This window comes from Sphaerisporangium corydalis (genome assembly GCF_025506355.1).
Lineage (GTDB): Bacteria > Actinomycetota > Actinomycetes > Streptosporangiales > Streptosporangiaceae > Sphaerisporangium > Sphaerisporangium corydalis.
Genome location: NZ_JANZYP010000039.1, coordinates 18,217 through 39,265, shown reverse-complemented (window position 1 = coordinate 39,265; position 21,049 = coordinate 18,217). Strand labels below are relative to the sequence as shown.

Here is a 21,049-nt window from a genome sequence, read left to right as displayed (position 1 = left end):
CCCGCCCCCCCCGGGCGGGCGCGGGCCGGGGGGGGGGGGGGGGCGGGGGGGGGCCCCCCGCGGCCGGGGGCGTCAGCTCGACGACACCGAGAAGCTGTTGGTGCGGAAGTCCATGCCGCCGCTTGACGAGGTGATCTCGTACCCGAACTGGACGTCGCCCAGGGTCACGTCACCGAACCACCCGTTGGTCCTGAGCCAGGTCAGCACCGCCTTGATGTCGACGGTCCCGGAGCTGGTGTTGCCCTGCCGGACGAACGAGAACACCTGGTTGGAGCCGTTGGAGCCTCGGTAGACGTCCCATGAGTGGCCGCCGACCGAGGTGCTCGTCTGCCGCGACCCTAGCGGGCCCACCGGCCCGAACTTGTTCATCCAGAGCATGATCTCGTAGGTGTGCCCGTCGCACCAGATGTCGTACGCCGTCGTGTACGCGCCGCCGCCGGGCACCGTCACGTTGAAGCTGCTGCGCGCGCTGCCGAGCGCGCTGATCCGCCGGTTCACGTTGCGGGTGGCGTTGGGGTAGGACTTCACCCCGCCGGTGTTGGGGTGGTTCGCCCAGACGCCCCAGTTGCTGTAGGAGTTCGCCCAGATCGTCTGCGGGCCCGCGCCACCGCCCCAGATGTTGTTGTAGAGGGTGTAGCCGCCGTTGGTCCAGGTGCCCCACTGGTCCGTCGAGGACCAGACGGCCGCGTGGGCCGGGGTGGCGAGCAACCCGACGAGCATCACGAGCATGGACGCCGGAACGAACAGGCGTAGCGTCTTACGCATGATCTTCCTCTCCGCTGTTGTCCTGCCGGCGGCCGGTGCCCGCCTCGCCGCGTCGCCGTCGAACGTCGATGTCGAAGCGCTTCGACGGCGTTTCGAGTAGATCGGGACCGGTTCCGCCGTGGAGTGGGGTCAACGTAGGTTCGCCCGCCGCCGGAGGCAACGGCCCCCGGCGGGCGGTTCCATCGCCCCAGGTCGGGCTGGCGGCGGCGTCGCGCGCTCGTGAAACTTCCAGCCCAGGCGGGGACGAGGCGGCACGCCGCATCTCGCGTGACGGCCACCAGCTCGCCCGTCCGAGCAATGTCATGGCCGAGGGCAGGATCAGCACGCGGATCACGAAGGCGTCCAGCAGCACGGCGGTCGCGAGGGCGAACCCGATCTGCTTCAACTCGGCCAGGTGGAGGAACACGAAGGCGGTGAACACCGTGACCATCACGAAGGCGGCGCTGGTCACCACGCCCGCCGTCGCCGTGAGGCCCTCCACCACGGCCTGCCGGGCGGGGACCCCGCGCAGCGCCGCCTCCCTGATCCTGCTGACCACGAACACCTGGTAGTCCATCGACAGCCCGAAGAGGATGACCAGGAGGAACAGCGGCACCCGTGAACCGATCCCGCCGGTGGCGCTCGCGTCGAACCCGAACAGGGTGGTCGCGAGGCCGTGCTGGAAGAACACGACCAGCAGGCCGAACGCGGCGGCCACCGACAGCAGGTTCAGCGCGACGCCGAGCAGGCCGAGGACCACCGACCGGAACACGACCACCGTCATCACGAAGGTGAGCAGGAGCAGGAACCCGACGACCAGCGGCAGCTTCTCGTCCTGGTTGGCGAGGTAGTCGGCGTCGCGGGCGACGTCGCCGGTCACGGCCACCTCCGCCCCCGGCACCCTGCCGGCCGTGGCGGGCACGAGGTCCCTGCGGATGCGCGTCAGCGACTCCGCGGCCTCGGGCGAACTGAGCCGGTACGGGACCCGCAGCTCCAGAACGCTGATCCGCCCGTCGGCCGAGGTCTGGACCACCGGCCGGAAGTTCGCGGCGAACAGCGGGTCGCCCCCGGCGCGGCGCCCGAGGTCCCGCAGGGCCAAGGCCACCTGCCCGGCCCTGGCCGGATCGGACCGGACGACCACCTGGTGCCGGGTCCGCATGTCGGGGAAGGCGCCGGTCAGCCGGTCCCAGGCGCTCACCTCCTGGATCTGGCGCGAGTGGCTGTCCCTGTTGAGCACCCTCAGTCGCATGCCCAGCGCGGGAAGCGCGAGCGCGCCCATGAGGAGCAGCGCGACGCACAGCGTGATCACCGGGTGCCTGCTCGCGGGCCGCAACAGGACGCTCCACGCCCTGCCGGACCCGGGCCGCCCCGCCCTCGCCCATCGCCGCGTCCTGGCCTGCCCGCCCTGGCGTCCGGCCCTGCGTTCGGACCGCTGGCCGATCTTGACCAGCAACGCGGGCAGGACGGTCACCGAGCTGGCCATGGCGACCAGCACGGCGGCGATCGTGGCGGTGGCCAGCGAGGAGAAGATCACGTCAGCGGCCAGGTACAGGGTGGCGGAGGACACGACCACCGCGAGCCCGGAGACCATGATCGCGCGCCCTGAGGTGGCCGCGGCGAGCCGCACCACGGCCTCGGAATCGAGCCGCCCCTGGGCGCGCGCCCGCTCCTCCCGTTCGCGTTTGAGATAGAACAGGGTGTAGTCGACGCCGACCGCCAGGCCGATCAGCAGGATCACGCTGCTGCCCACGCCGGCGTCCGGGAACAGGTGCGAGGCGACCATCGCCACCCCCATCGAGGCGGCGATCGACGACAGCGCCAGGAGCAGCGGCACCCCGGCCATGAGCACCGAGCCGAAGACCGCGAGCAGGGTCACCAGGGTGACCGGCAGCGCGATCGCCTCCGAGAGCGTGAAGTCCTCACCACGCTGCCGGTCGAGGCCCTTGCTGATCGAGGCGCTGCCGGTCTCCTCCACCACCAGGCCGGGGTGGCTCCGCTGGACGGCCGCCGTCCGCTCCAGCAGCGGGGCGACGTGCCCGCGGGCCTCCAGTTCCGGGCCGGCCATGGTCACGTCCACCCGCAGGACCTGGCCATCGGCCGAGCGGACCGGGGGGTCCACCCGCAGCACCTCGGGCAGGTCCTTCATGCGTGCGGTGAGGTCGTCGGCGGCGGCACGGGCCGCGGCCGGGTCCAGCGCGCCGGAGCGGGCACGGACCAGGATCTGTTCCACAGGCCTGCGCTGGAGGTCCCCCTCCGCCGCGAACGCCTCGGCCCGGCCGGCCTCGCCGACCCGGTAGTCCTCGGTGGTGGCGTTCCTGGTGCCGGCCATCGAACCGGCGACCAGGCACAGCGTGACGAACAGGAACCAGCCGATGATCGCCCGCCAGGGGTGGGCGCCGCTCCAGTTCGCCACCCGGACGGTCAGCGTCCGCCGTTCCGCCGTGCTCATCGACCGGCCCCGGGACCGGACGCCCGCGGGCGCGTGGATTTGCGTTCGAGCAGCATCAGCTGCTCTCCTTTCCTCGGAGGTACGTGCGCGTGAAGGCACGCCTGATGGCGTGGGCGCGCGGGCTTTCGTTCTCCGGGGTGGCGAGTTCCAGCTCGCCACCCCGGGCATATGACCGGCGATCAGCCGGCGAGGTGATGGACCACCCGCGTACCGGCGGCTCGCCGGACGGGCGGGACGGTCTACGTCACGAGGGGCCCCGGGTCATCCGACGCTCCGCAGGATCTGCTCGACGCCGGCGACCCTGGCCGTCAGTTCGGTGAGCTGGGCCTGCACCTGCTCCTGTTGCCGCAGCGTCCGCTCGGCCAGCTCCCGGTAGGCCGCCATCTCCGCGACCCCCGTACGGTGCTGGAGGAGCCGGAAGTACGTGACGAGGGCCGCCACGATGACCAGGGTGAGGAACAGGAAGACCCCGAGAGGGATGAGGATCTCCTTCATGGCGAGGTCTCCGGCACGTCGTGGTGTCCTTCCTGTTCGTCGGTTCGCAGCGCCGCGAGGACCGTCTCCACCGTCAGGTGGACGTCGAACGACGCCAGCTCGAAGTACTTCATCGCCTTGCCGTCCGGCGCCAGCACCAGGTCTCCGGTGACGAGCCCGGCCTTGTCCAGCCGCTCCAGATGCATGTAGAGGAGCGGCCGGGAGATCCCGAGGCGCCGGGCGAGCTCGCTGACGTGCACCCGGCCGTCGGCCAGGGCCGCGATGATCCGCAGCCGTTGCGGGTGGCCGACGGCGGCGAGCACGGCCAGCAGTTCCTCACTGGTCAGGACCCCTCCGCAGCATCGCGATCTTTCACCTGAAAGTCCAGACTGACAGATGACGTTCACTACGTCAAACATGGACGGAGAGGAACGCGCCGCCGCCGTTCAGGCGTGGCGACTGCGATCCGGTGGCGTCAGGTGGTCGTCCGGTGGACGCTGAAGTCGTCGAAGCAGACGGTGATGACGCCGCCTCCGCTCTCCGGGACCCGCGCGACCAGGCCGACCTGGCTGATCTGGCTGTCCGGCAGCGTCTGCGGGTCGGTGACGTCGATCACCTGGGTGCCGTCGACCCACATGGTGAGGCGGGTGCGGGCCCCGGTCCCCCGGCAGGCCGCCTGGACGCGCACCTTCCGCCCGGCGCCCGGCGCCTCGATCCGTACCGGAGGAGCGACGTCGAGCCGGGTGCCCTGGGCGTTCCTGACGATCCGGGCGGTGCCGTCGAGGCCGAGGGTGAACGCGTACCCGTTGGGGACCTCCTCGTCCCACCGGCACAGGAGCCCGAAGGCGCCGGGGCCGGTCGAGCCCTCCCGCAGCTCGGCCGTCACGCCGATCATCACGTCGCGTTCGACGGCGGACGGCGAGGACGGGTTCTTGGCGGGCACCGGGGACAGGGCCGAGCCGTCCGGGTCGCCCGGGTCGGCGCGGATCGAGTAGACGCCCCGGTCGATCTCGTACCCGTGGGTGGTGCGGGCGTCCCCCTCGGCGTCGGGGGCGAAGGTGTACCCGTCCCAGTTCCCCCGGTCGCCGAAGGTGTCGTCGTACAGCAGGGTGCCCGTGGCGGTCACGCCCTCCGCGCCCGTGGACGACCTGATCCGCGGCAGGACGACCAGCACGGTGACGAGCACCGCCGCGAGGACGGCCACCAGGCCCGGCACCAGCCGCCGCGCCCGGCTCCTGCGCGGGCGGCCGGGACCTGGTCCCTCGATCGTCGGCTGGCCCGAGGAGCCGGACGACCCGCCCGAGCCGGTGGCGCCGCCTGGACGCACGGCGGTGCCGGCGACGTCACCGGACGGCCCGCCGGGCCCCGGCCGTTCCAGCTCGGCCGTCTCCCTCGGGCCGGGTGCCGGGCCGGGCGGGACGGGGGCCGTGACGCCCCCGGTGGTCCCCCCGTGCACCGGCAGGTCCCGCCCGCCGCCGTCCGCCGTCCGGGCGTCCCGCGTTCCGCCCGCCGGGAGCGTCCGTACGACGTCCGCCGTCCGGTCGTCGCCCGTGAGGCCGAGGAGCAGCGCGGCGGCGGTGGGCCGGGCGGCGGGGTCCTTGGCCAGGCAGTCCGCCAGCAGCGGGCGCAGCTCGTCCGGCACGCCGGACAGGTCGGGTTCGCGGGTGGAGATGGCGAGCAGCAGCGCGGGGATCGTCGTGCCGGTGAAGGCGAGGCGGCCGGTGGCGGCGTACGCCATCGTGCAGGCCCAGCTGAACACGTCCGACGCCGGGCTGGGCGGCTGCCCGTGCAACTCCTCGGGCGCGATGTAGGCGGGGGTGCCGACCAGGCCCGAGCCGACGGTCGACTGGTCGCCGACCCTGGCGATGCCGAAGTCGATGACCACCGGCCCCTCCGGGCCGAGGATCACGTTGCCGGGCTTGAAGTCGCGGTGCACGACCCCGGCCCGGTGGATCGCGGCCAGCGCGGTCAGCGTGGCGACCGCCAGGCGCTGCAGCCCGCTGCCGGTGCGCGGGCCGCCGGTCGCGACGGCCTCGGCCAGCGACGCCCCGGGGACGTACTCGCTGATGACGTAGGGCCGGTCGTGGAACGCGCCGACGTCCAGCACGCGCGTGGTGCAGAAGGGCGCGACCCTGCGCGCGGTGTCCGCCTCGCGCAGGAACCGCCGGCGGCTCTCCGCGTCCAGCGCGGCTCTGACGTGCAGCAGCTTGATGGCCACGCGGGTGCCCGCCGGCGCCTCGCCGAGGTAGACCACCCCCTGGCCACCTTCGCCGAGCACACTGATCAGGCGGTGGCCGGCGATCTGGCCGGGCTCGTCCGGGCTAAGGGGGCGCGGGCGCACGGCCCACCTCTTCGATCGTCTCGGTTTCCTGGCGCGGGAGATCATGATAGGGCCATCCAGGCGGGCGCGGAAGACACCTTGCTTCCGTACGTGCCCGGAATATCACCGTCCGGGGTCATCATGCCCGGAATGATCTGTCAGGTGGCGAGTTTCGCGAGTTCCGCGCCCGCGAGCAGGAAGGCGCCCACGCCGAAGTCCGCCGTGGTCCCGGCCGTGACGGGCTGGCTGGACTCCGGCTTGTACCCCACGCCCTGGACGTACCCGAGGAACCCGTCGGCGCGCACGGCCGTCGCGAGCATGCCGTTCCAGGCCCGCGCGGCGACCGGCAGGTAGGTGGCCCGGTCGACGATCCCGGTGCGGACCGCGTACGCCAGCCCGAAGGCGAACATGGCGGTGCCGCTCGTCTCGGGGCCGGGCAGGTGCGCCGCGTCGCCGAGGTTGACGTTCCAGAAGCCGTCGGAGCGCTGGGTGGCGAGCAGCGAGCGGCCGAGGCCCTGGATGTTGTAGGTGTACTCCGGCCAGCGCGTCGCGGTGGCGCCGAGCAGCCCGAGGGTCTTGGCGTGGGCGGCGATCGCCCAGCCGTTGCCCCGCGACCAGAACACCGGCCGCCCGTTCGGCGAGACGCTCTCGGCTCCGCCGGGCACGAAGGCGCGGTCGCGGTACCAAAGCTCGTGCCCGTAGTCGTAGAGCTTCAGCGTCTTCTTGCAGTAGGTGTACATGGCCCAGAGCCTGGTCCGGTAGGCGTCGTCGTTCCGGTACGCGGCGACCCGCGCGAAGACGGGCATCGCCATGTGCAGCGCGTCCACCCACGTCCAGTCGTCGATCTTCGTGGACTGGGCGCCGTAGACCATGAGCCGGAGCGACTCGTTGATCGCGGTCACCTTCGCCGGGTCGGGCGTGACGTCGTTGAGGTCGTAGTAGACCTGCCCGGCGGTGTGGTTGTCGGCGTGGCGCGTGCCGACGCCGCCGTTCAGCGCGTAGCCGTTCTGCTCGGCCCACTTCTTGGCGTAGGCCAGGTAGCGGGCCTCCCCTGTGGCCCGGTAGGCCGCCATGACACCGCTGAAGTAGGTGGCGCGCGCCCACTGCGCGTCACCCGGGTTGGTGTGCGCGCCGATCCACTGGTCGTTGACCCGGCGCATCGCCGCCAGGATGTCGGCCCTGGCCGGCAACGTGCTCGACGGGACGATCGCCGCCGACGCCCCTCGGGCGTACAACGGCACCGCCGCCGCCCCGAGCAACCCGAAGAGCACCCGCCGCCGCCCGGGCCCCGGGCCCGGGACCAGCGGCCGGGCGGACCTGGGGTCCGGGACCGAGGACCGGCCGATTCGCTCCGCCACGTCGCCTCCAGTGTCCGTTTCGCGAGACTTCTCACCCGCCCCGAGTCTTCGCGCCGTTCCGCACCCCGTCCAGACCCAGTCCGGGGCCGGGTCCCGTCAGTCCTCGGTGGGGCCGAGGTCGGGGGTGGGGGTCAGGGTGACGGCGGGGGTGTGGGGGGCGGCGTGGAGTTCCAGGAGGGTGATGTCGTTGGGGCCGGGGCGCAGGACGGGGGCCGGGACGTACAGCGTGCGCTGCGGACCGCGCGACCAGTAGCGGCCCAGGTGGAAGCCGTTGACCCAGGCGTTGCCCTTCGTCCAGCCGTCCATGGCCAGGAAGGTGTCGGCGACCTCGCCGAGGTCGACGGTGCCCCGGTGGAAGGCCGGGCCGACCGGGGGCGCCGTGGTGGCGGTGAAGGTGAGCGCGTCCAGGGACGTCAGCGGCAGCGGCCGGCTGGTCCACCCGGTCAGCTCGGCGCCGTCCAGCAGGACCGGGCCGGCGATGCCCTTGCGGTCGTGGATGCCGGGGCCGTAGTTGACCCGCCCCTGGTTCTCGACCAGCAGGGAGAGCACGGCCCCCGGCCGGGGCACCGTGAACGCGAGCGCGGACTCGCGGCCCTCCCGGGACAGGACGCCGACCGGCTGGCCGTCGAGGAACACCTGGGCCCGGTCGCGGACGTCCCGCACCTCGACGAGGGCGGGACCGGCCGAGGGCAGGACCGTCTCGTACAGGACGAACCCGAACGCCTGCCCGAGGCGCTCCATCGTCAGCGGCCGGTCGGAGGCGACGGCGGTCCCGAGCGCGTCGAGGTGGCCGAACAACGGCGCGCTCCGCCGCAGTTCCACGCCGGGGACGCTCAGCTTGGCGGCGCGGGCCGGGACGGGGTCGGCGGGCACGGGCGCGTACTTGGCGATGACCTCGCGGAAGGCGGTGAACTTCTCGGTGGGGTCGCCGGCCTCGTCCAGCGGGGCGTCGTAGTCGTAGGAGGTGACGGTGGAGTGGTAGGTGTGCGCGTCGTTGGCGCCGTTGGTGAACCCGAAGTTGGTGCCGCCGTGGAACATGTAGAAGTTCACCGACGCGCCGGTCGCCAGCAGCTCGTCGAGCCGGCCGGCCGCGTCGGCCGCGTCCCGTGCCATGTGCCGCCCGCCCCAGTGGTCGAACCAGCCGATCCAGAACTCGGCGCACATCAGCGGCCCGTCCGGCTGGTGGCCGCGCAGCGTGGCGAGGCCGGCGGCCGGTCCTGAGCCGAAGTTGGCGGTGGCCAGGACGCCGGGGACGCCGCCGCGCGCGAGGTCCGCCGGCTGGTCGGAGGTGAACAGCGGGACGTCGACGCCGTGGCCGCGCAGCGTGTCGACGAGGTGGCCGAGGTAGGCGGCGTCCGCGCCGTACGCGCCGTACTCGTTCTCCACCTGCACCGCGAGCACCGGCCCGCCGTTCGTGGCCAGGTGGGGGACCAGCGGGGGCAGGACCCGGCCGAAGTAGTCGTCGACCGCGGCGAGGTACCGGGCGTCCGTGGTGCGCAGGCGGATGTCCGGCTCGGCCAGCAGCCAGGACGGCAGCCCGCCGCCGTCCCACTCCGCGCAGATGTAGGGGCCGGGGCGGAGCAGGACGTGCAGGCCCTCGGCGGCGGCGAGGCCGAGGAACCGGGGCAGGTCGAGGTCGTGGTCCATGCGGAACCGGCCGGGGCCCGGCTGGTGGAGGTTCCACGGGACGTAGGTCTCGACGGTGTTCAGGCCCATGAGGCGGGCCTTGCGCAACCGGTCGGCCCACTGCGCCGGGTGGACGCGGAAGTAGTGCAGGCCGCCGGAGATGATCCGGAACGGTGTGTCGCCGAGGCGGAACCCCTCGTCGTCGATCCGCAGGACGGGCATGGACGATCGCTCCTGTGCTGAAGTCGGGTGGCGGGAGTGAGCGGGGGCGGCGTGCGGGCCAGGCACGGTGGCGCGGGCGCAGGGCCGGGCCCGCGCCGTTGGTCAGCCGGAGGTCACCTGGAAGCCCTGCTGCTCGCCGTACTCGACGATCCTCCGCTGCCAGGCGGTCAGCCCGGCGGCGAGGTCGCTCCCGGTGCTGATCGGCTGCCCGGCGGTGTCCTTGAACACCGAGTTGGCGTACACCTGGAAGGGCAGGTACTGCCAGCCCGTCCCGACCCGCGCCGAGGACTCGGCGAAGATCTTGTTGGGCCGCTGGTCGCCGAACAGGCTGTTGGGGGCGTCGAGGAACGCGGGGTCGGCCAGCAGCCCGGTGGTGGCGGGGAACAGCCCGTTGTCCGACAGCGACTTCACCGCCACCGGGTCGGAGTTGAGCCACTGGGCGAAGGCCACCGCGGCGGTCTTGTTCTTGCTGGTGGTGAGCACGACGTCGGCCGAGCCGCCGTTCTCGGCGGTGACCTGGTCGCCGGCCTTCCACTGGGGCATCGGGGCGACCCGCCACTTGCCTGCGGTCTTCGGGATGGTGGTCGACATGCTGCCCGGCGCCCACGCGCCCGTGATCCACATGGCGTACCTCCCGCTGCCCATGCCCTGCCACCACTCGTTGGTCCAGCCGGGGACCGGGTCGACGAGCTTGCGGCGGAGCAGGTCCGACCACAGGGCCGACCACGCGGCGGCGCCGGCGTCCTTGAGGTTCACCGACGCCTGGGTGGGGGTCACGGTCTGGAAGGGGCGGCTGCCGGCCTGCCACAGCAGGCTGTCGACGCCGCCCGCGTCGCCCGGGTCGATGGAGGAGATGAAGTTGCGGGGGTCGTCGGCGTGGATCTTCTCGGCCGCGTCCGCGAAGTTCTGCCAGGTCTTGGGGGGCTGGAGGCCGAGCCGGTCCAGGATGTCCTTGCGGTAGAACATCACCATCGGGCCGGTGTCCTGGGGGAAGCCGTAGACGCCGCCGGCGAAGTTGACCTGCGACCACGCCGAGGCGGTGTACTTCGGCCGCAGCGACGCGACGCCGTAGTCGTCGAGCTTCACCAGTTGCTTGGCCAGGGCGAACTGCGGCAGCGCGAAGAACTCGACCTGGGCGACGTCGGGGCCGCCGGTGCCGGCCTTCATCGCGGTCTGCAGCTTGGTGTACTCGTCGGCGGACTGGCCGGCGTTCACGACGTTCACCTTGACGTTGGGGTACCGCTGCTCGAACAGCGCCACGGTCTTGTCCAGGTTGGGGACCCAGGTCCAGAACGTGAGCGTGACCGGGGTGTCCAGCGCCTTCGTCAGGTCGGCCGGGGCGGCGCCGCTCGCGGGGGTGTCACCGGCGCCGGCGCCGGCGCCGGTTCCGGTTCCGCCGCAGGCGGCGAGGGTCAGTGCCAGGGCGGCGGGCAGGACGGCCCACAGCCGTTTACGGGGGGTCGGGGGCATGGCGGTACTCCTCGGATGGGTGGGAGGTCACTGCTTGACGCTGCCGGCGGCCAGGCCTGACCGCCAGAACCGCTGCAGGAGGAGGAAGGCGACGACCAGCGGCACCACGGCCAGCACGCTGCCCGTGATCACCATGGGGTAGAAGCCGGTCGTCATGGCCCCGCTGCCCGCGATGCCGCTGGCCAGCCCGTTCCACTGGGCCAGCCCGACGGTCAGGGGGAACCACTGGGGGTCGCTGAGCACGATCAGCGGCAGGAAGTAGTTGTTCCAGGTGGCGACCAGGGCGAACAGCAGCACCGTCACGAAGCCGGGCGCCAGCAGGCGGAGCGAGATGGTGAGGAAGGTGCGCAGCTCTCCCGCGCCGTCGATGCGGGCGGCCTCCAGCAGCGAGTCCGGTATGGCCTCGTCGGCGTACACCCGCATCAGGTACAGGCCGAACGGGCTGGCCAGGGCCGGGATGAGGACGGCCCAGGGGGTGTTGACGATGCCGATCCTGGCGAACAGCAGGTACGTGGGGACGGCCAGGGCGGTCCCGGGGATGGTGATGGCGCCGAGGACCAGCGCCGACAGCAGCCGCCGTCCCCGGAAGTCGTACTTGGACAGCGCGTACCCGCCGAGCGCGGCGATGACCGCGGCGCCGCCGGCGCCGGCGAGCGCGTACAGCAGCGTGTTGGCGAACCACCGCAGGTAGATGCCGCCGTCGTAGGTCAGCACGTCGTGGATGTTGGCGAACAGGTGGAACCCGTCGCCGAACCACAGCCCGAAGCCGCCGAACAGCGAGGAGCTGTCCTTGGTGCTGCTGAGCAGCAGCCAGACCAGGGGCAGCATCGTGTAGACGAGCATCAGCGTCATCGCGGTGGTGAGCGCGGCGCTCCCCCGCCGGTCGCCTCGCCGCCGGCCGTTCCCCGACCGGCCGAGGGCGCGGCGTCCGCTGTCCCGGCGGCCGGGGGCGCGGGTTCGGGTGGCGCTCACCGGGAACGCCCGGAACGGTTCGCCGAGCCCTGGGTGGTGAAGGCGATGATGGCCGTGATCGCGCCGAGGACCACGGCGAGCGCGGCCGAGTAGTTGAACTGCTGGCCGTTGAACGCCAGGTTGTAGGCGTACATGTTGGGGGTGTAGCTCGTCGTCACCACGCTCGGCGCCAGTGACTGCAGGACGTTGGGCTCGTTGAAGAGCTGGAAGCTGCCGATGATCGAGAAGACGGTGGCCAGGAGCAGCGCCTTGCGCAACGCGGGGATCTTGATGCTCCACGCCTTGCGGATCTCCCCCGCGCCGTCCATCTGGCACGCCTCGTACAGCTCCCCGGGGATCGCGCGCAGGGCGGCGTACAGGATGAGCATGTTGTAGCCCATGTACTCCCAGGTGACCACGTTGCCGATCGAGGCCAGCATCCAGGACCTTCCCAGCGGGTCGGGCAACGTCGTGCCGAGCCACCCGCCGATGTCGCCCACCAGGCCGAACCGGCGGCCGTACAGGTAGCCCCACATCAGCGCGGCCACCACGGAGGGGACCGCGTACGGGATGAAGAACCCGATGCGGAAGACGCCAGGGAAGCGCAGCCGGCCGCTGTCGATGGCGAGGGCGGCCAGGAGCGCGACGCCGAGCATCACCGGCACCTGGACGGCGAGGAAGAGCGCCACCCTGAGCAGCCCGGCATGGAAGAGGCCGTCGGTCAGCGCGCGCCGGTAGTTGTCCAGCCCGACGAAGGTGACGCCGCCGACGAGCCGGTCCTGGAAGAAGCTGAGGTAGACGGCGTAGAGCAGCGGCGCGGCGATGGCCACGAGGAAGACCAGCAGGAACGGCGTGAAGAACAGCAGGCCGTGCACGCCCCGTACGGTCCCGGGCGCGCGGGCCCTCACGTCACCTGGCGGTGCGGACGGCGAGAAGGTGCTCACAGGTCGGCCCTCCGCGACGAATGTTTGCGCGAACATGAGCGGTGACGCGAGTCTTGACCTTCGACCGGCGGACGTCAAGGGTTCGTTGCCGGGACATGTCGCCGGGATGTCCGGCCGGTAAGGCAGGTGAGCGGGCCGATCGGGGTGCCGGGAGCCGTTTGACGGCGAGGCGCGCGAGGAGGGAGCCGCCTGACGGCGAGGGCGCGCTAGGAGGGAGTCGGCCGATATCATGTTCGCGCGGACACGGCACGAAGGAGGCGCCATGACGGACCTGGGCGTCTCCACATCCGGGGCGCGGCGCCGCCCGCCCTCGCAGGCCGACGTCGCGGCGCTCGCCGACGTGTCCAGCCAGACGGTCTCCCGGGTCGCCAACGGCCGCGCCAACGTCGACCAGGCGACGCGCGAGCGCGTCCTGTCGGCGATGCGGATCCTCGGCTACCAGCGCAACAGCGCCGCGCGGGCCCTGGCGCTCGGCCGCTTCCACATGCTCGGCGTCATCACCTTCGACCTGAGCGCCCACGGCAACGCCCGCACACTGGCCGCGATCTCGCGCGCCGCCCAGGCGGCCGGGTACTCGGTCAACGTCGCCTGCGCCGAGGAGCAGACCGAGACCGCCGTCCAGCAGGCGTTCTCCAAGCTGAGCGGCCAGGCGGTCGACGGCGTGGTGGTGATCGAGGCGCAGATCCTCGACCGCCAGGGGCTGCGCCTGCCGCCCGGCGTCCCGGTGATCGTGGCAGACGGCGACCCCGAGCACCGCTTCTCGTCGGTGGACAACAACCAGGCGGCCGGCGCCGTGGCGGCGACCCGGCACCTGCTCGACCTCGGGCACCGCACCGTGTGGCACGTCGCGGGGCCGCAGGACTCCTACTCGGCCCGCCGCCGCGCCGCCGCGTGGCACGCCACCCTGAAGGAGGCCGGCGCGGCGGTGCCGCCCCTGCGGCTGGGCGACTGGACCGCCCGCTCCGGTCATCGGATCGGTGCGGAACTGGCCGCGCGCGACGACGTGACCGCGATCTTCGCGGGGAACGACCACATGGCCCTCGGGATCATGCTCGCCCTCCACGAGGCGGGGCGCCGCGTCCCCGAGGACGTGAGCGTGGTGGGCTTCGACGACGTCCCCGAGGCCGCGTACTTCATCCCGCCGCTCACCACGATCCGCCAGGACTTCGAGGAGATCGGGCGACAGTGCGTGTCGCTGCTGCTCGACCAGATCGACGCGGGCGGCGGGGTCGCCACCAAGCTGGTAACGGTCCCGCCGCTCCTCACCGTCCGCGCCACCACGGCCGTGGCTCCGGCCACCGGCTGACCGTCGCAGGCCTCGCCTCAGGCACCGGCTCGGCTGGTGCCGGGGCTCGTGTGTTCGCGCGAACATGCACGTGACCGATGGATCGCGACCATCTGGATACGGGGTGGGGACGTTGGTGTCGTCCACCCGAGCTGACGTCCTGCGTCGGCGTACGAGTCCATCGCCAGGGAGGTGGGCAAGTCGGTGCCCCCCACCCGGCACCCGGTTGGGTGGGCCGGCACTTGATGCCCACCCAAACCCGTGCCCGCCGGGTCGCGGGTCAGGCGTACGCCGGCTGGGGCGGTGGGTCAGCCCGTACGCCGGCCGGCTACGGGGTGGGGACGTTGGTGTCGTCCACCCGAGCTGACGTCCTACGTCGGCGTACGAGTCCATCACCAGGGAGGTGGGCAAGTCGGTGCCCCCCACCCGGCACCGGGTTGGGTGGGCCGGCACTTGATGCCCACCCAAACCCGCGCCCGCCGGGTCGCAGGTCAGGCGTATGCCGGCTGGGGCGGTGGGTCAGCCCGTACGCCGGCCGGCACTGGGTTGGCCGTATGCCGGCTGGGACGTGGGTTACGCGCACGTGGTGGCGTTTGGCTCGGGTGGAATACATCGATGAGCAATCCATCACGGGGGAAATCGACAGCGACTCCACGGGGTCAAACGGATGGGCGGTTCCAGCCGGACTTGGCCGCGCGCCTGACCCACCGCCCCAGGGAAGTACGGGGTCGGGCGGTTCCAGCCGGACTCGGCCGCGCGCCTGACCCACCGCCCCAGGGAGTACGGGGTTGGGCGGGCAACACCTACTGGCCCACCCAACCCGGTGCGGGGTGGGGGGCACCGACACGCCCACCGACCCGCAGCGAATCCCTACACACAAACCCACCCCGTGCTGAGAAACGCGCGACACAGGGTCACCACGGACGCCGCACCCGGCGTCGTCAGCCGTTCGCCTCGCGGGGGACGCCCCCTAGAGGGACGCCGCGCAGGCCGAGTACCACGAGCATGACGCCGCCGATGGTGAGCGCGATGTCGGCGAGGTTGCCGACGAACAGGCCGCCGTAGTCGATGAAGTCGACGACGTGCCCCTGGGCGAATCCGGGCGCGCGGAAGAGGCGGTCGATCAGGTGGGTCGTGGCGCCGCCGAGCAGTACGCCCAGCACGACGGTCCAGGCGGGGGAACGCAGCCGCCGCCCTGCGTACAGGACCCCGGCTACCGCGACGGCGGCCGTCACGGCGAACACCCACGTCGCGCCCGCGCCGAGCGAGAACGCGGCACCGGAGTTGTACAGCAGCCGCAGTTCGAGCAGCTGGGGGATCACCGTGATCCGCCGCTCGTCCGCGAGGGCCGAGACCGCCCAGAACTTGGACGCCTGGTCGGCGATTAGGACCACCGCGGCCAGCACGATCATCCGCCCGTACAGCCGCGACGTTCCTCCCGCCTCCGGCGGAACCTGCTCGGCCGACACGTCCACCTCCACGATCCACGACCTTCTCGCATCGACTCTATTAGGCGCGAGGCCACGCCGGGCACGAAGGCGATCGCCTGGCGCCGAAGGCGGATCCGACTTCGGCTGCTGCGTAGGCGTAAGGGTTCGGGGTGGGTCGGTGGGCAAGTCGGCGCCCGGCACCGGGTTGGGTGGGCCAGTAGGTGTTGCCCACCCAAAACCCGTGCCCCAGGTGCGACCGATAGTGGTCAAGCACGACGCCGGAGGGGTCGGCCTCGCCCCCGGCCACCTGCGACACCAGACGCGAGGCCACGCCGGGCACGAAGGCAATCGCCCGGCACCGAGGACCGATCCAACTCTGTCGGCCGCGTAGGCGTAAGGGTTCGGGGTGGGTCGGTGGGCAAGTCGGCGCCCGGCACCGGGTTGGGTGGGCCAGTAGGTGTTGCCCACCCGACCCCATGCCCGGCTGGGATCGTAAGTAGGTGTGACGCCGGTGGCGCTGCCGGCGCAGGGTCAAGTCGGTGCCGGTGGCGCTGCCGGGCGCAGGGTCAAGTCGGTAAGGACGTGTTACCCCGACCTCGTCTCGGCCGGGACCGAGAATCACGCGTGGTCTGCTGGTCACGGATCACCCATTCGGCCGGGACCGAGAATCACGCGCGGTCTGCTGGTCACGGATCACCCATTCGGCCGGGACCGAGAATCACACGCGGTCTGCTGGTCAGGGATGGCCCATCGACATGTTCCACCCGAGTCAACACCACCACGTGCGCGTAACCGACGTCCCAGCCGGCGTATGGCTAACCCAGTCCCAACCGGCGAACGGGCCAACCCATCGTCCCAGCCTGCGTACGCCTGACCCACGACCCTGCGGGGGGCACGGGTTGGGTGGGCAACAACGACTGGCCCACCCAACCCGGTGCCGGGTGGGCGGCGCCGACTTGCCCACCGCCCTGGCCCGAGATGAACTCGTACGCTCACGCGCGACATCAGTTCGGCGGGGACGACACCATCACCCTCCCCGATCCGAACTGACCAAGCGCGACGCCTGAGGGGTCGACCTCGTCTCCGGCCACCCGCACCACCAGCCTCCTACGACCGGAACCAAACCCGAGACCACGAACGAGACCACGACCGCGACCGAACATCAGGAGACCGGCGAACGTGCAGCCGTAACAGCCGTTCGATGATTACCGACCCGGCAGATACCACGATCGCCCATTCCTCCTCCCGATGTTCCATCCCGTTCCGTCCCGTTCCATTCAGTGCCACCCCGGGCCATTCGTTTCCGCAGGTGAGGCCGCAAGTGGCCGTCAAGGAATTCGCAAGTAAAGCCGTCTATCACTATGAGGTACAGACTTATCTGCGAACTCCCACAAAGGCGGAGAATATGGCACGCGTCCCCCTGGTAGCCCTTTCCCTGCTGGCCGGTCTGATGACGACGGGTTTCGCCGTCGACCAGCCTCCTGACCTGCTCCGGCAGACCTACTACACGCAGCACATGGACTGGGGCGACTGCGGGGACGGCTTCCAGTGCGCCACCTTGGAGGTGCCGCTCGACTACGCGAAGCCGGGCAAGGACCGGATAGCGCTCAGCGTGGTCCGCCTGCCGGCCTCGGGTGGCCGGAAGGCCGGTCGGAAGATCGGTTCGTTGCTGCTGAATCCGGGTGGGCCGGGCGGCTCCGGGCTCGACTATGCCAGGTCGGCGATGACCGTCGTGTCGGCCCGGCTCCGGGAGCGGTTCGACATCGTCGGGTTCGACCCGCGCGGCGTCGGCGACTCCGCGCCCGTGCGCTGTCCCACCGGCCCGCAGCTCGACCGGTTCCTCGGGCTGGACCCGACGCCGGACACCCCGGCCGAGATCGAGGAGGGGGAGGACGCCGCGCGGCAGTACGCCCGGGGATGCGCGGCCAGATCCGGTGAGCTGCTCGCGCATGTCGGCACACCGGACGCCGCGCGCGACATGGACGTGCTGCGGGCCGCGCTCGGCGACGACAAGCTCACCTACCTCGGCAAGTCCTACGGCACCTACCTGGGCGCCACCTACGCCGACCTGTTCCCCGGCAAGGTCAGGGCCCTGGTCCTGGACGGCGCGCTCGACCCGAAGCTGACCAAGGCCGACATCAGCAAGGTGCAGGCCCGCGGGTTCGACCTGGCCTTCGAGTCCTTCCTGCGGGACTGCTTCACGGCCAAGGACTGCCCCTTCAAGGCCCGCACGGTCGACAAGGCGACCGCCGAGGCCACCGCCCTGCTGGACGGCACCGACAAGACCCCGCTGCGCAACACGGCCGACAAGCGGAAGGTCGGGGAAGGCATCGCGCTGACCGGACTGCTCTACCCGCTCTACGACGAGAAGGCGTGGCCGTACCTGCGCCAGGCGCTCGCCGCCGCCTTCAAGGGGGACGGCACGATCCTGCTGCGGTTCGCCGACCTGTACAACGGGCGGCGGGCGGACGGGACGTACTCCAACGAGACCGAGGCGCACATCGCGATCAACTGCCTCGACCACCCCTACTCGGCGGCGCCCACTCCCCCGGCGCCGAAGTCCTCGCTGATGGGCAAGTACCTCACCGACGGCAAGGGGCCCTGCGCGTACTGGCCGGTCAAGAGCACGAGCACCCCCCGGCCGCTGCACGCGAAGGGGGCGGCGCCTATCGTGGTCGTCGGCACCATCCGCGACCCGGCGACGCCGTACCAGTGGTCCAGGGCCCTGGCGTCGCAGCTCTCCTCCGGCAGGCTGCTGACGTTCGACGGCGACGGCCACACCGCGTACGGCAGGGGTTCGACCTGCGTGGACACGCTGATCGACCGGTACTTCCTCTCGCTGAAGCCGCCGCCCGCCGGGACCACGTGCCCCAAGGTGTGACACTTCACCGGCGAAGGCCCGGGCCCACGGCTCGGACCAGGGTCTTCGCCGCACGTCGCACTCTGTTGACCTGTCATAACGATTACCTGTGAACCATCTTCCTGGTTTGCCGCGTTTACGCTGCGCGTGGAACGCTCTAGGTACGGCGATTAATGAGGATCGGGTGAAGTCACGTGTCATCGGGTGACGAGGCAACTTCGTGGTGGCGCCGTGACCGGGTGATCGCCCTGGCCGCCGGGGCCGTCGTGACGGCCGTGCTCGTGGCGGGCTGCTCCTCCGGCGACGCCGTGGACCGGGCGGACCCCACCACGGGGTCCTCCGCGCCGGCGCCGTCCGGCAGCACGATCAGGAAACCGCCGGCGGTGGACCCCGCGTGGCCGCGCTGGGGGTTCACCCACACGGGCGTCAGCGCCAACAACGTCACCGAACGGTTCGAGCGGGACGCGGCTCAGGCGCTCGCCCAGACCCCGATGCTGCAGAACCAGCACATCATGGGGTTCGGCGCGCTCAACCCCGAGCCACGCCCGGGAGAGTTCTACTGGGAGGACCTCGACAGCCGGACCAACCTCATGAAGCGGTCCGGCGGCACGCAGATCATCACGCTCTGCTGCGCCCCCGACTGGATGAAGGGCGGCCCCGAGGGCCCGACCGAGGACTCGGCGTGGGACGAGCACCTGGAGGACGCCCCCTACCCCGAGCACTTCGACGACTTCGCCAAACTGTCGGCGACCGTCGCCGAGAAGTACCCCGATGTCACGTACTTCATGGTCTGGAATGAGTTCAAGGGGTTCTGGAAGGACCACTCCAAGCCTGCGGACTTCAAGGGGTACACCGAGCTGTACAACAAGGTCTACGACGCGGTGAAGGCCGTACGGCCGGACGCCAAGGTCGGCGGACCGTACATCGGGTTCGACAGCAACAAGACCGGCAAGTCCGAGCTGCGGGGGTCGTGGGGGGTCGTCAACCAGAACGCCCTGGACGCCTTCGAGTACTGGCTGAAGAACAAGAAGGGCGCCGACTTCATCGTGGTCGACGGCGCCTCGCCGACCGACGCCCACGAGCTGCTGCCCGACGTGTTCGGCGCGCTGAGCAAGTTCGGCGCGGTCACCACCTGGCTGCGGGAGAAGACCGGTGACCTGCCGGTCTGGTGGTCGGAGTGGTACTTCGTCCCCGAGGACGGCACCAAGCTGCCCGAGTCGATGCGGATCGCCGTCCAGGCCGCCTCGATGATCGAGTTCGCGGAGAGCGGGGCCGCCACCGCGCTGTACTGGAACCCGCAGACCAAGAGCGGGGCCTGCGCGGCCTGCATGTGGGACCCGAAGACGGGCGCGACGCTCCCGACCGGGCGGCTGATCGGCGAGTTCGCCCGGTGGTTCCCGGCCGGGGCCGAGCTGGTCCCGGTCACCTCCTCCGATCCGAAGGTCCGGGTGCTGGCGCAGCCGAAGCGGCTGGTGATGGTCAACACGGCCGGCGCGAAGACGACCACGACGGTGGACGGCAAGGAGTTCGCCCTCCAGCCGTACGAGATCAGGTGGAGCGACCGCTAAGCCGTACGAGATCAGGTGGAGCGACCGCTAGGCCGTACGGCTGGTGGACCTCGCCCCCGCGCCAGGTTTCCGGCGCGGGGGGCTGGTGTAGATTTCGGAGTGCTGACGCTCCAGCCCCCGTACGCCGGGGATCCCGGGCCGTCCCGCCCACGCGGGGACGGCGCACCACCGGGGTAGTGGCGAAGACGGCGAGCGGCGACCCTCCATCGTGATCTTTGACGTGAGCGTGCCGTACGTCTCGACCAGGTGGGGCCAGGAGCGTGGGCGGGCCGCCGCCGGACTTGGACGGGACATGCCCCACGACGACCGTGACCTGACCCGCGCCGCGCGCCGCCGCATGCGGCGCACCGGGGAGGGCTACGAGGCGGCGCTGGCCGCGATCCGCGACGGACGCCGGCGTCTCGCGCGCCTCCGGTACGTCCTCACCGCCGACGTGCGGCGCCTGATGCGCGGTGAGGGGCGCTGTCGCGTCGCCCTCGGGACCGGCGACGCGCGCGGCGGGGACCGGCACGCCGCCACCGTGGACGACGGGGAGGGCGTGGGTTGCTGGCTCGCCGGCCTGCCCCCGGTCTACCGCTGCCGCGTGTGCGGTGGCGCTGGCGACGCCCGCGCCGAGGACACCGGCCTCCGGCTGGCCGTCGCCCCGGACGACCCCGACCTGTCCCCCGGCGTCGCGACGATCACGACGCTGCGGCACCACGCCCGCTGCGCGCCCTCCGAGGTGATCCGGTCGGACGCGGCCGGCGTCCCCCGGGGGCCCTTCGGCGTCTCCCTGCCCGCCGACGCCGCGCCCGAGTCGACGGGGGAGTTCGCCGTCGTCGCGCAGCCGGTGACGGTGCCGGCCGGTCTCGGCCTCATGGCGGGCGCGGAACCGGCCCTGCTGGTCACGGCCGAGGTCACCGAGCACCTCGGCGCGGGACCCACCGCCTGGTTGTGGCAGTTCGAGCTGTCGGTGTGGCGCCCGGCCGGATTCCGCGAGCCGTCCTTCGCCGAGCGCGCCGGACCCGGCTGGTCCGTGCGGGTCGTCCCGGGCCGTCCGGGGGGTGCCGTCCCCGGCTGGGTGGCCGTGCGCCGGAGCGAACCGGCGGCCGGCCGTGCGCCGGACCACCTTTACCTGGGCGCCGTCGACGTCCCGGGGGGCTGGGCCGAGGCGGTGCGCGGCCGGGACGCGCTCCTGCTGCTGGCGGGTCCGATCGCGACCCACGGCGACGCCCCGAGGATCCCGTCCAGGGTCGGGCCTGACCGGCTGGCCGAGCTTTTGGGCGACGGGACGCTGCTGGCGGCGTACGCGCCCCTCGTGCACGACGCTCCGCGGTGAGCGACCGCCCGCGGGCAGGCCCGTACGGCC

The 21,049-nt window shown here is 72.0% G+C and carries 15 protein-coding genes; 4 read left to right on the top strand and 11 right to left on the bottom strand.

Annotated features, from left to right (window positions below; translation table 11 throughout):
* Positions 1 to 72 precede the first annotated feature (72 nt).
* The 10 genes from NYZ98_RS24690 to NYZ98_RS24645 form a co-directional block, all read right to left on the bottom strand.
* A complete protein-coding gene (locus tag NYZ98_RS24690) occupies positions 73 to 765 on the bottom strand; it encodes a glycoside hydrolase family 12 protein (RefSeq protein WP_262845455.1) in 693 nt (230 codons plus the stop codon).
* Entirely contained in the window at positions 758 to 3,193 is a 2,436-nt protein-coding gene (locus NYZ98_RS24685) for an MMPL family transporter (RefSeq protein ID WP_262845454.1), read from the bottom strand. Before NYZ98_RS24685 ends, NYZ98_RS24690 begins: the two co-directional genes overlap by 8 nt.
* Before the next feature lie 261 nt (positions 3,194 to 3,454).
* Entirely contained in the window at positions 3,455 to 3,688 is a 234-nt protein-coding gene (locus tag NYZ98_RS24680) for a hypothetical protein (protein ID WP_262845453.1), read from the bottom strand.
* A complete protein-coding gene (locus tag NYZ98_RS24675) occupies positions 3,685 to 3,990 on the bottom strand; it encodes an ArsR/SmtB family transcription factor (protein ID WP_262845452.1) in 306 nt (101 codons plus the stop codon). The genes NYZ98_RS24680 and NYZ98_RS24675 overlap by 4 nt, the downstream gene beginning before the upstream one ends.
* Positions 3,991 to 4,142: 152 nt before the next feature.
* Positions 4,143 to 6,008, bottom strand: coding sequence for a serine/threonine-protein kinase (locus tag NYZ98_RS24670; RefSeq protein ID WP_262845451.1), 1,866 nt, complete (start codon positions 6,006 to 6,008; stop codon positions 4,143 to 4,145).
* A 137-nt stretch (positions 6,009 to 6,145) separates the two neighbouring features.
* Entirely contained in the window at positions 6,146 to 7,345 is a 1,200-nt protein-coding gene (locus tag NYZ98_RS24665; RefSeq protein ID WP_262845450.1) for a glycoside hydrolase family 88 protein, read from the bottom strand.
* Positions 7,346 to 7,441: 96 nt separating this feature from the next.
* Positions 7,442 to 9,193: a glycoside hydrolase family 35 protein gene (locus tag NYZ98_RS24660; RefSeq protein WP_262845449.1), complete on the bottom strand. Its 1,752-nt coding sequence runs from the start codon at positions 9,191 to 9,193 to the stop codon at positions 7,442 to 7,444.
* Positions 9,194 to 9,295: 102 nt separating this feature from the next.
* Entirely contained in the window at positions 9,296 to 10,663 is a 1,368-nt protein-coding gene (locus tag NYZ98_RS24655) for an ABC transporter substrate-binding protein (RefSeq protein WP_262845448.1), read from the bottom strand.
* A gap of 27 nt (positions 10,664 to 10,690) precedes the next feature.
* Positions 10,691 to 11,635 (bottom strand): carbohydrate ABC transporter permease, encoded by a 945-nt coding sequence (locus tag NYZ98_RS24650; protein WP_262845447.1) that lies wholly within the window; start codon positions 11,633 to 11,635, stop codon positions 10,691 to 10,693.
* Positions 11,632 to 12,522, bottom strand: coding sequence for a carbohydrate ABC transporter permease (locus NYZ98_RS24645; protein WP_262845446.1), 891 nt, complete (start codon positions 12,520 to 12,522; stop codon positions 11,632 to 11,634). Before NYZ98_RS24645 ends, NYZ98_RS24650 begins: the two co-directional genes overlap by 4 nt.
* Positions 12,523 to 12,820: 298 nt before the next feature.
* Here NYZ98_RS24645 and NYZ98_RS24640 point away from each other — a divergent pair, with 298 nt between their 5' ends.
* Complete coding sequence (locus NYZ98_RS24640) at positions 12,821 to 13,864, top strand: LacI family DNA-binding transcriptional regulator (RefSeq protein WP_262845445.1); 1,044 nt, start codon at positions 12,821 to 12,823, stop codon at positions 13,862 to 13,864.
* A 920-nt stretch (positions 13,865 to 14,784) separates the two neighbouring features.
* On the opposite strand, the gene NYZ98_RS24635 is transcribed toward NYZ98_RS24640, so the two are convergent.
* Entirely contained in the window at positions 14,785 to 15,324 is a 540-nt protein-coding gene (locus NYZ98_RS24635) for a signal peptidase II (protein WP_262845444.1), read from the bottom strand.
* Positions 15,325 to 16,678: 1,354 nt separating this feature from the next.
* Between NYZ98_RS24635 and NYZ98_RS24630 the strand changes: the two genes are divergently transcribed.
* From NYZ98_RS24630 to NYZ98_RS24620, 3 genes are all read left to right on the top strand, one after another.
* Positions 16,679 to 18,154 (top strand): alpha/beta hydrolase, encoded by a 1,476-nt coding sequence (locus NYZ98_RS24630; RefSeq protein ID WP_262845443.1) that lies wholly within the window; start codon positions 16,679 to 16,681, stop codon positions 18,152 to 18,154.
* A gap of 173 nt (positions 18,155 to 18,327) precedes the next feature.
* Positions 18,328 to 19,701: a xylan 1,4-beta-xylosidase gene (locus tag NYZ98_RS24625; RefSeq protein ID WP_262845442.1), complete on the top strand. Its 1,374-nt coding sequence runs from the start codon at positions 18,328 to 18,330 to the stop codon at positions 19,699 to 19,701.
* A gap of 208 nt (positions 19,702 to 19,909) precedes the next feature.
* On the top strand, positions 19,910 to 21,019 hold the full coding sequence (locus NYZ98_RS24620) for a hypothetical protein (protein ID WP_262845441.1): 1,110 nt from the start codon (positions 19,910 to 19,912) through the stop codon (positions 21,017 to 21,019).
* The last annotated feature ends 30 nt before the right edge of the window (positions 21,020 to 21,049 follow it).

Excerpts from the sequence above, each read along its gene's own strand:
- NYZ98_RS24685 (WP_262845454.1), bottom strand. The coding sequence starts at position 3,193 with ATGAGCACGGCGGAACGGCGGACGCTGACCGTCCGGGTGGCGAACTGG.
- NYZ98_RS24640 (WP_262845445.1), top strand. The coding sequence starts at position 12,821 with ATGACGGACCTGGGCGTCTCCACATCCGGGGCGCGGCGCCGCCCGCCC.
- NYZ98_RS24655 (WP_262845448.1), bottom strand. The coding sequence starts at position 10,663 with ATGCCCCCGACCCCCCGTAAACGGCTGTGGGCCGTCCTGCCCGCCGCC.
- NYZ98_RS24660 (WP_262845449.1), bottom strand. The coding sequence starts at position 9,193 with ATGCCCGTCCTGCGGATCGACGACGAGGGGTTCCGCCTCGGCGACACA.
- NYZ98_RS24630 (WP_262845443.1), top strand. The coding sequence starts at position 16,679 with ATGGCACGCGTCCCCCTGGTAGCCCTTTCCCTGCTGGCCGGTCTGATG.
- NYZ98_RS24690 (WP_262845455.1), bottom strand. The coding sequence starts at position 765 with ATGCGTAAGACGCTACGCCTGTTCGTTCCGGCGTCCATGCTCGTGATG.
- NYZ98_RS24680 (WP_262845453.1), bottom strand. The coding sequence starts at position 3,688 with ATGAAGGAGATCCTCATCCCTCTCGGGGTCTTCCTGTTCCTCACCCTG.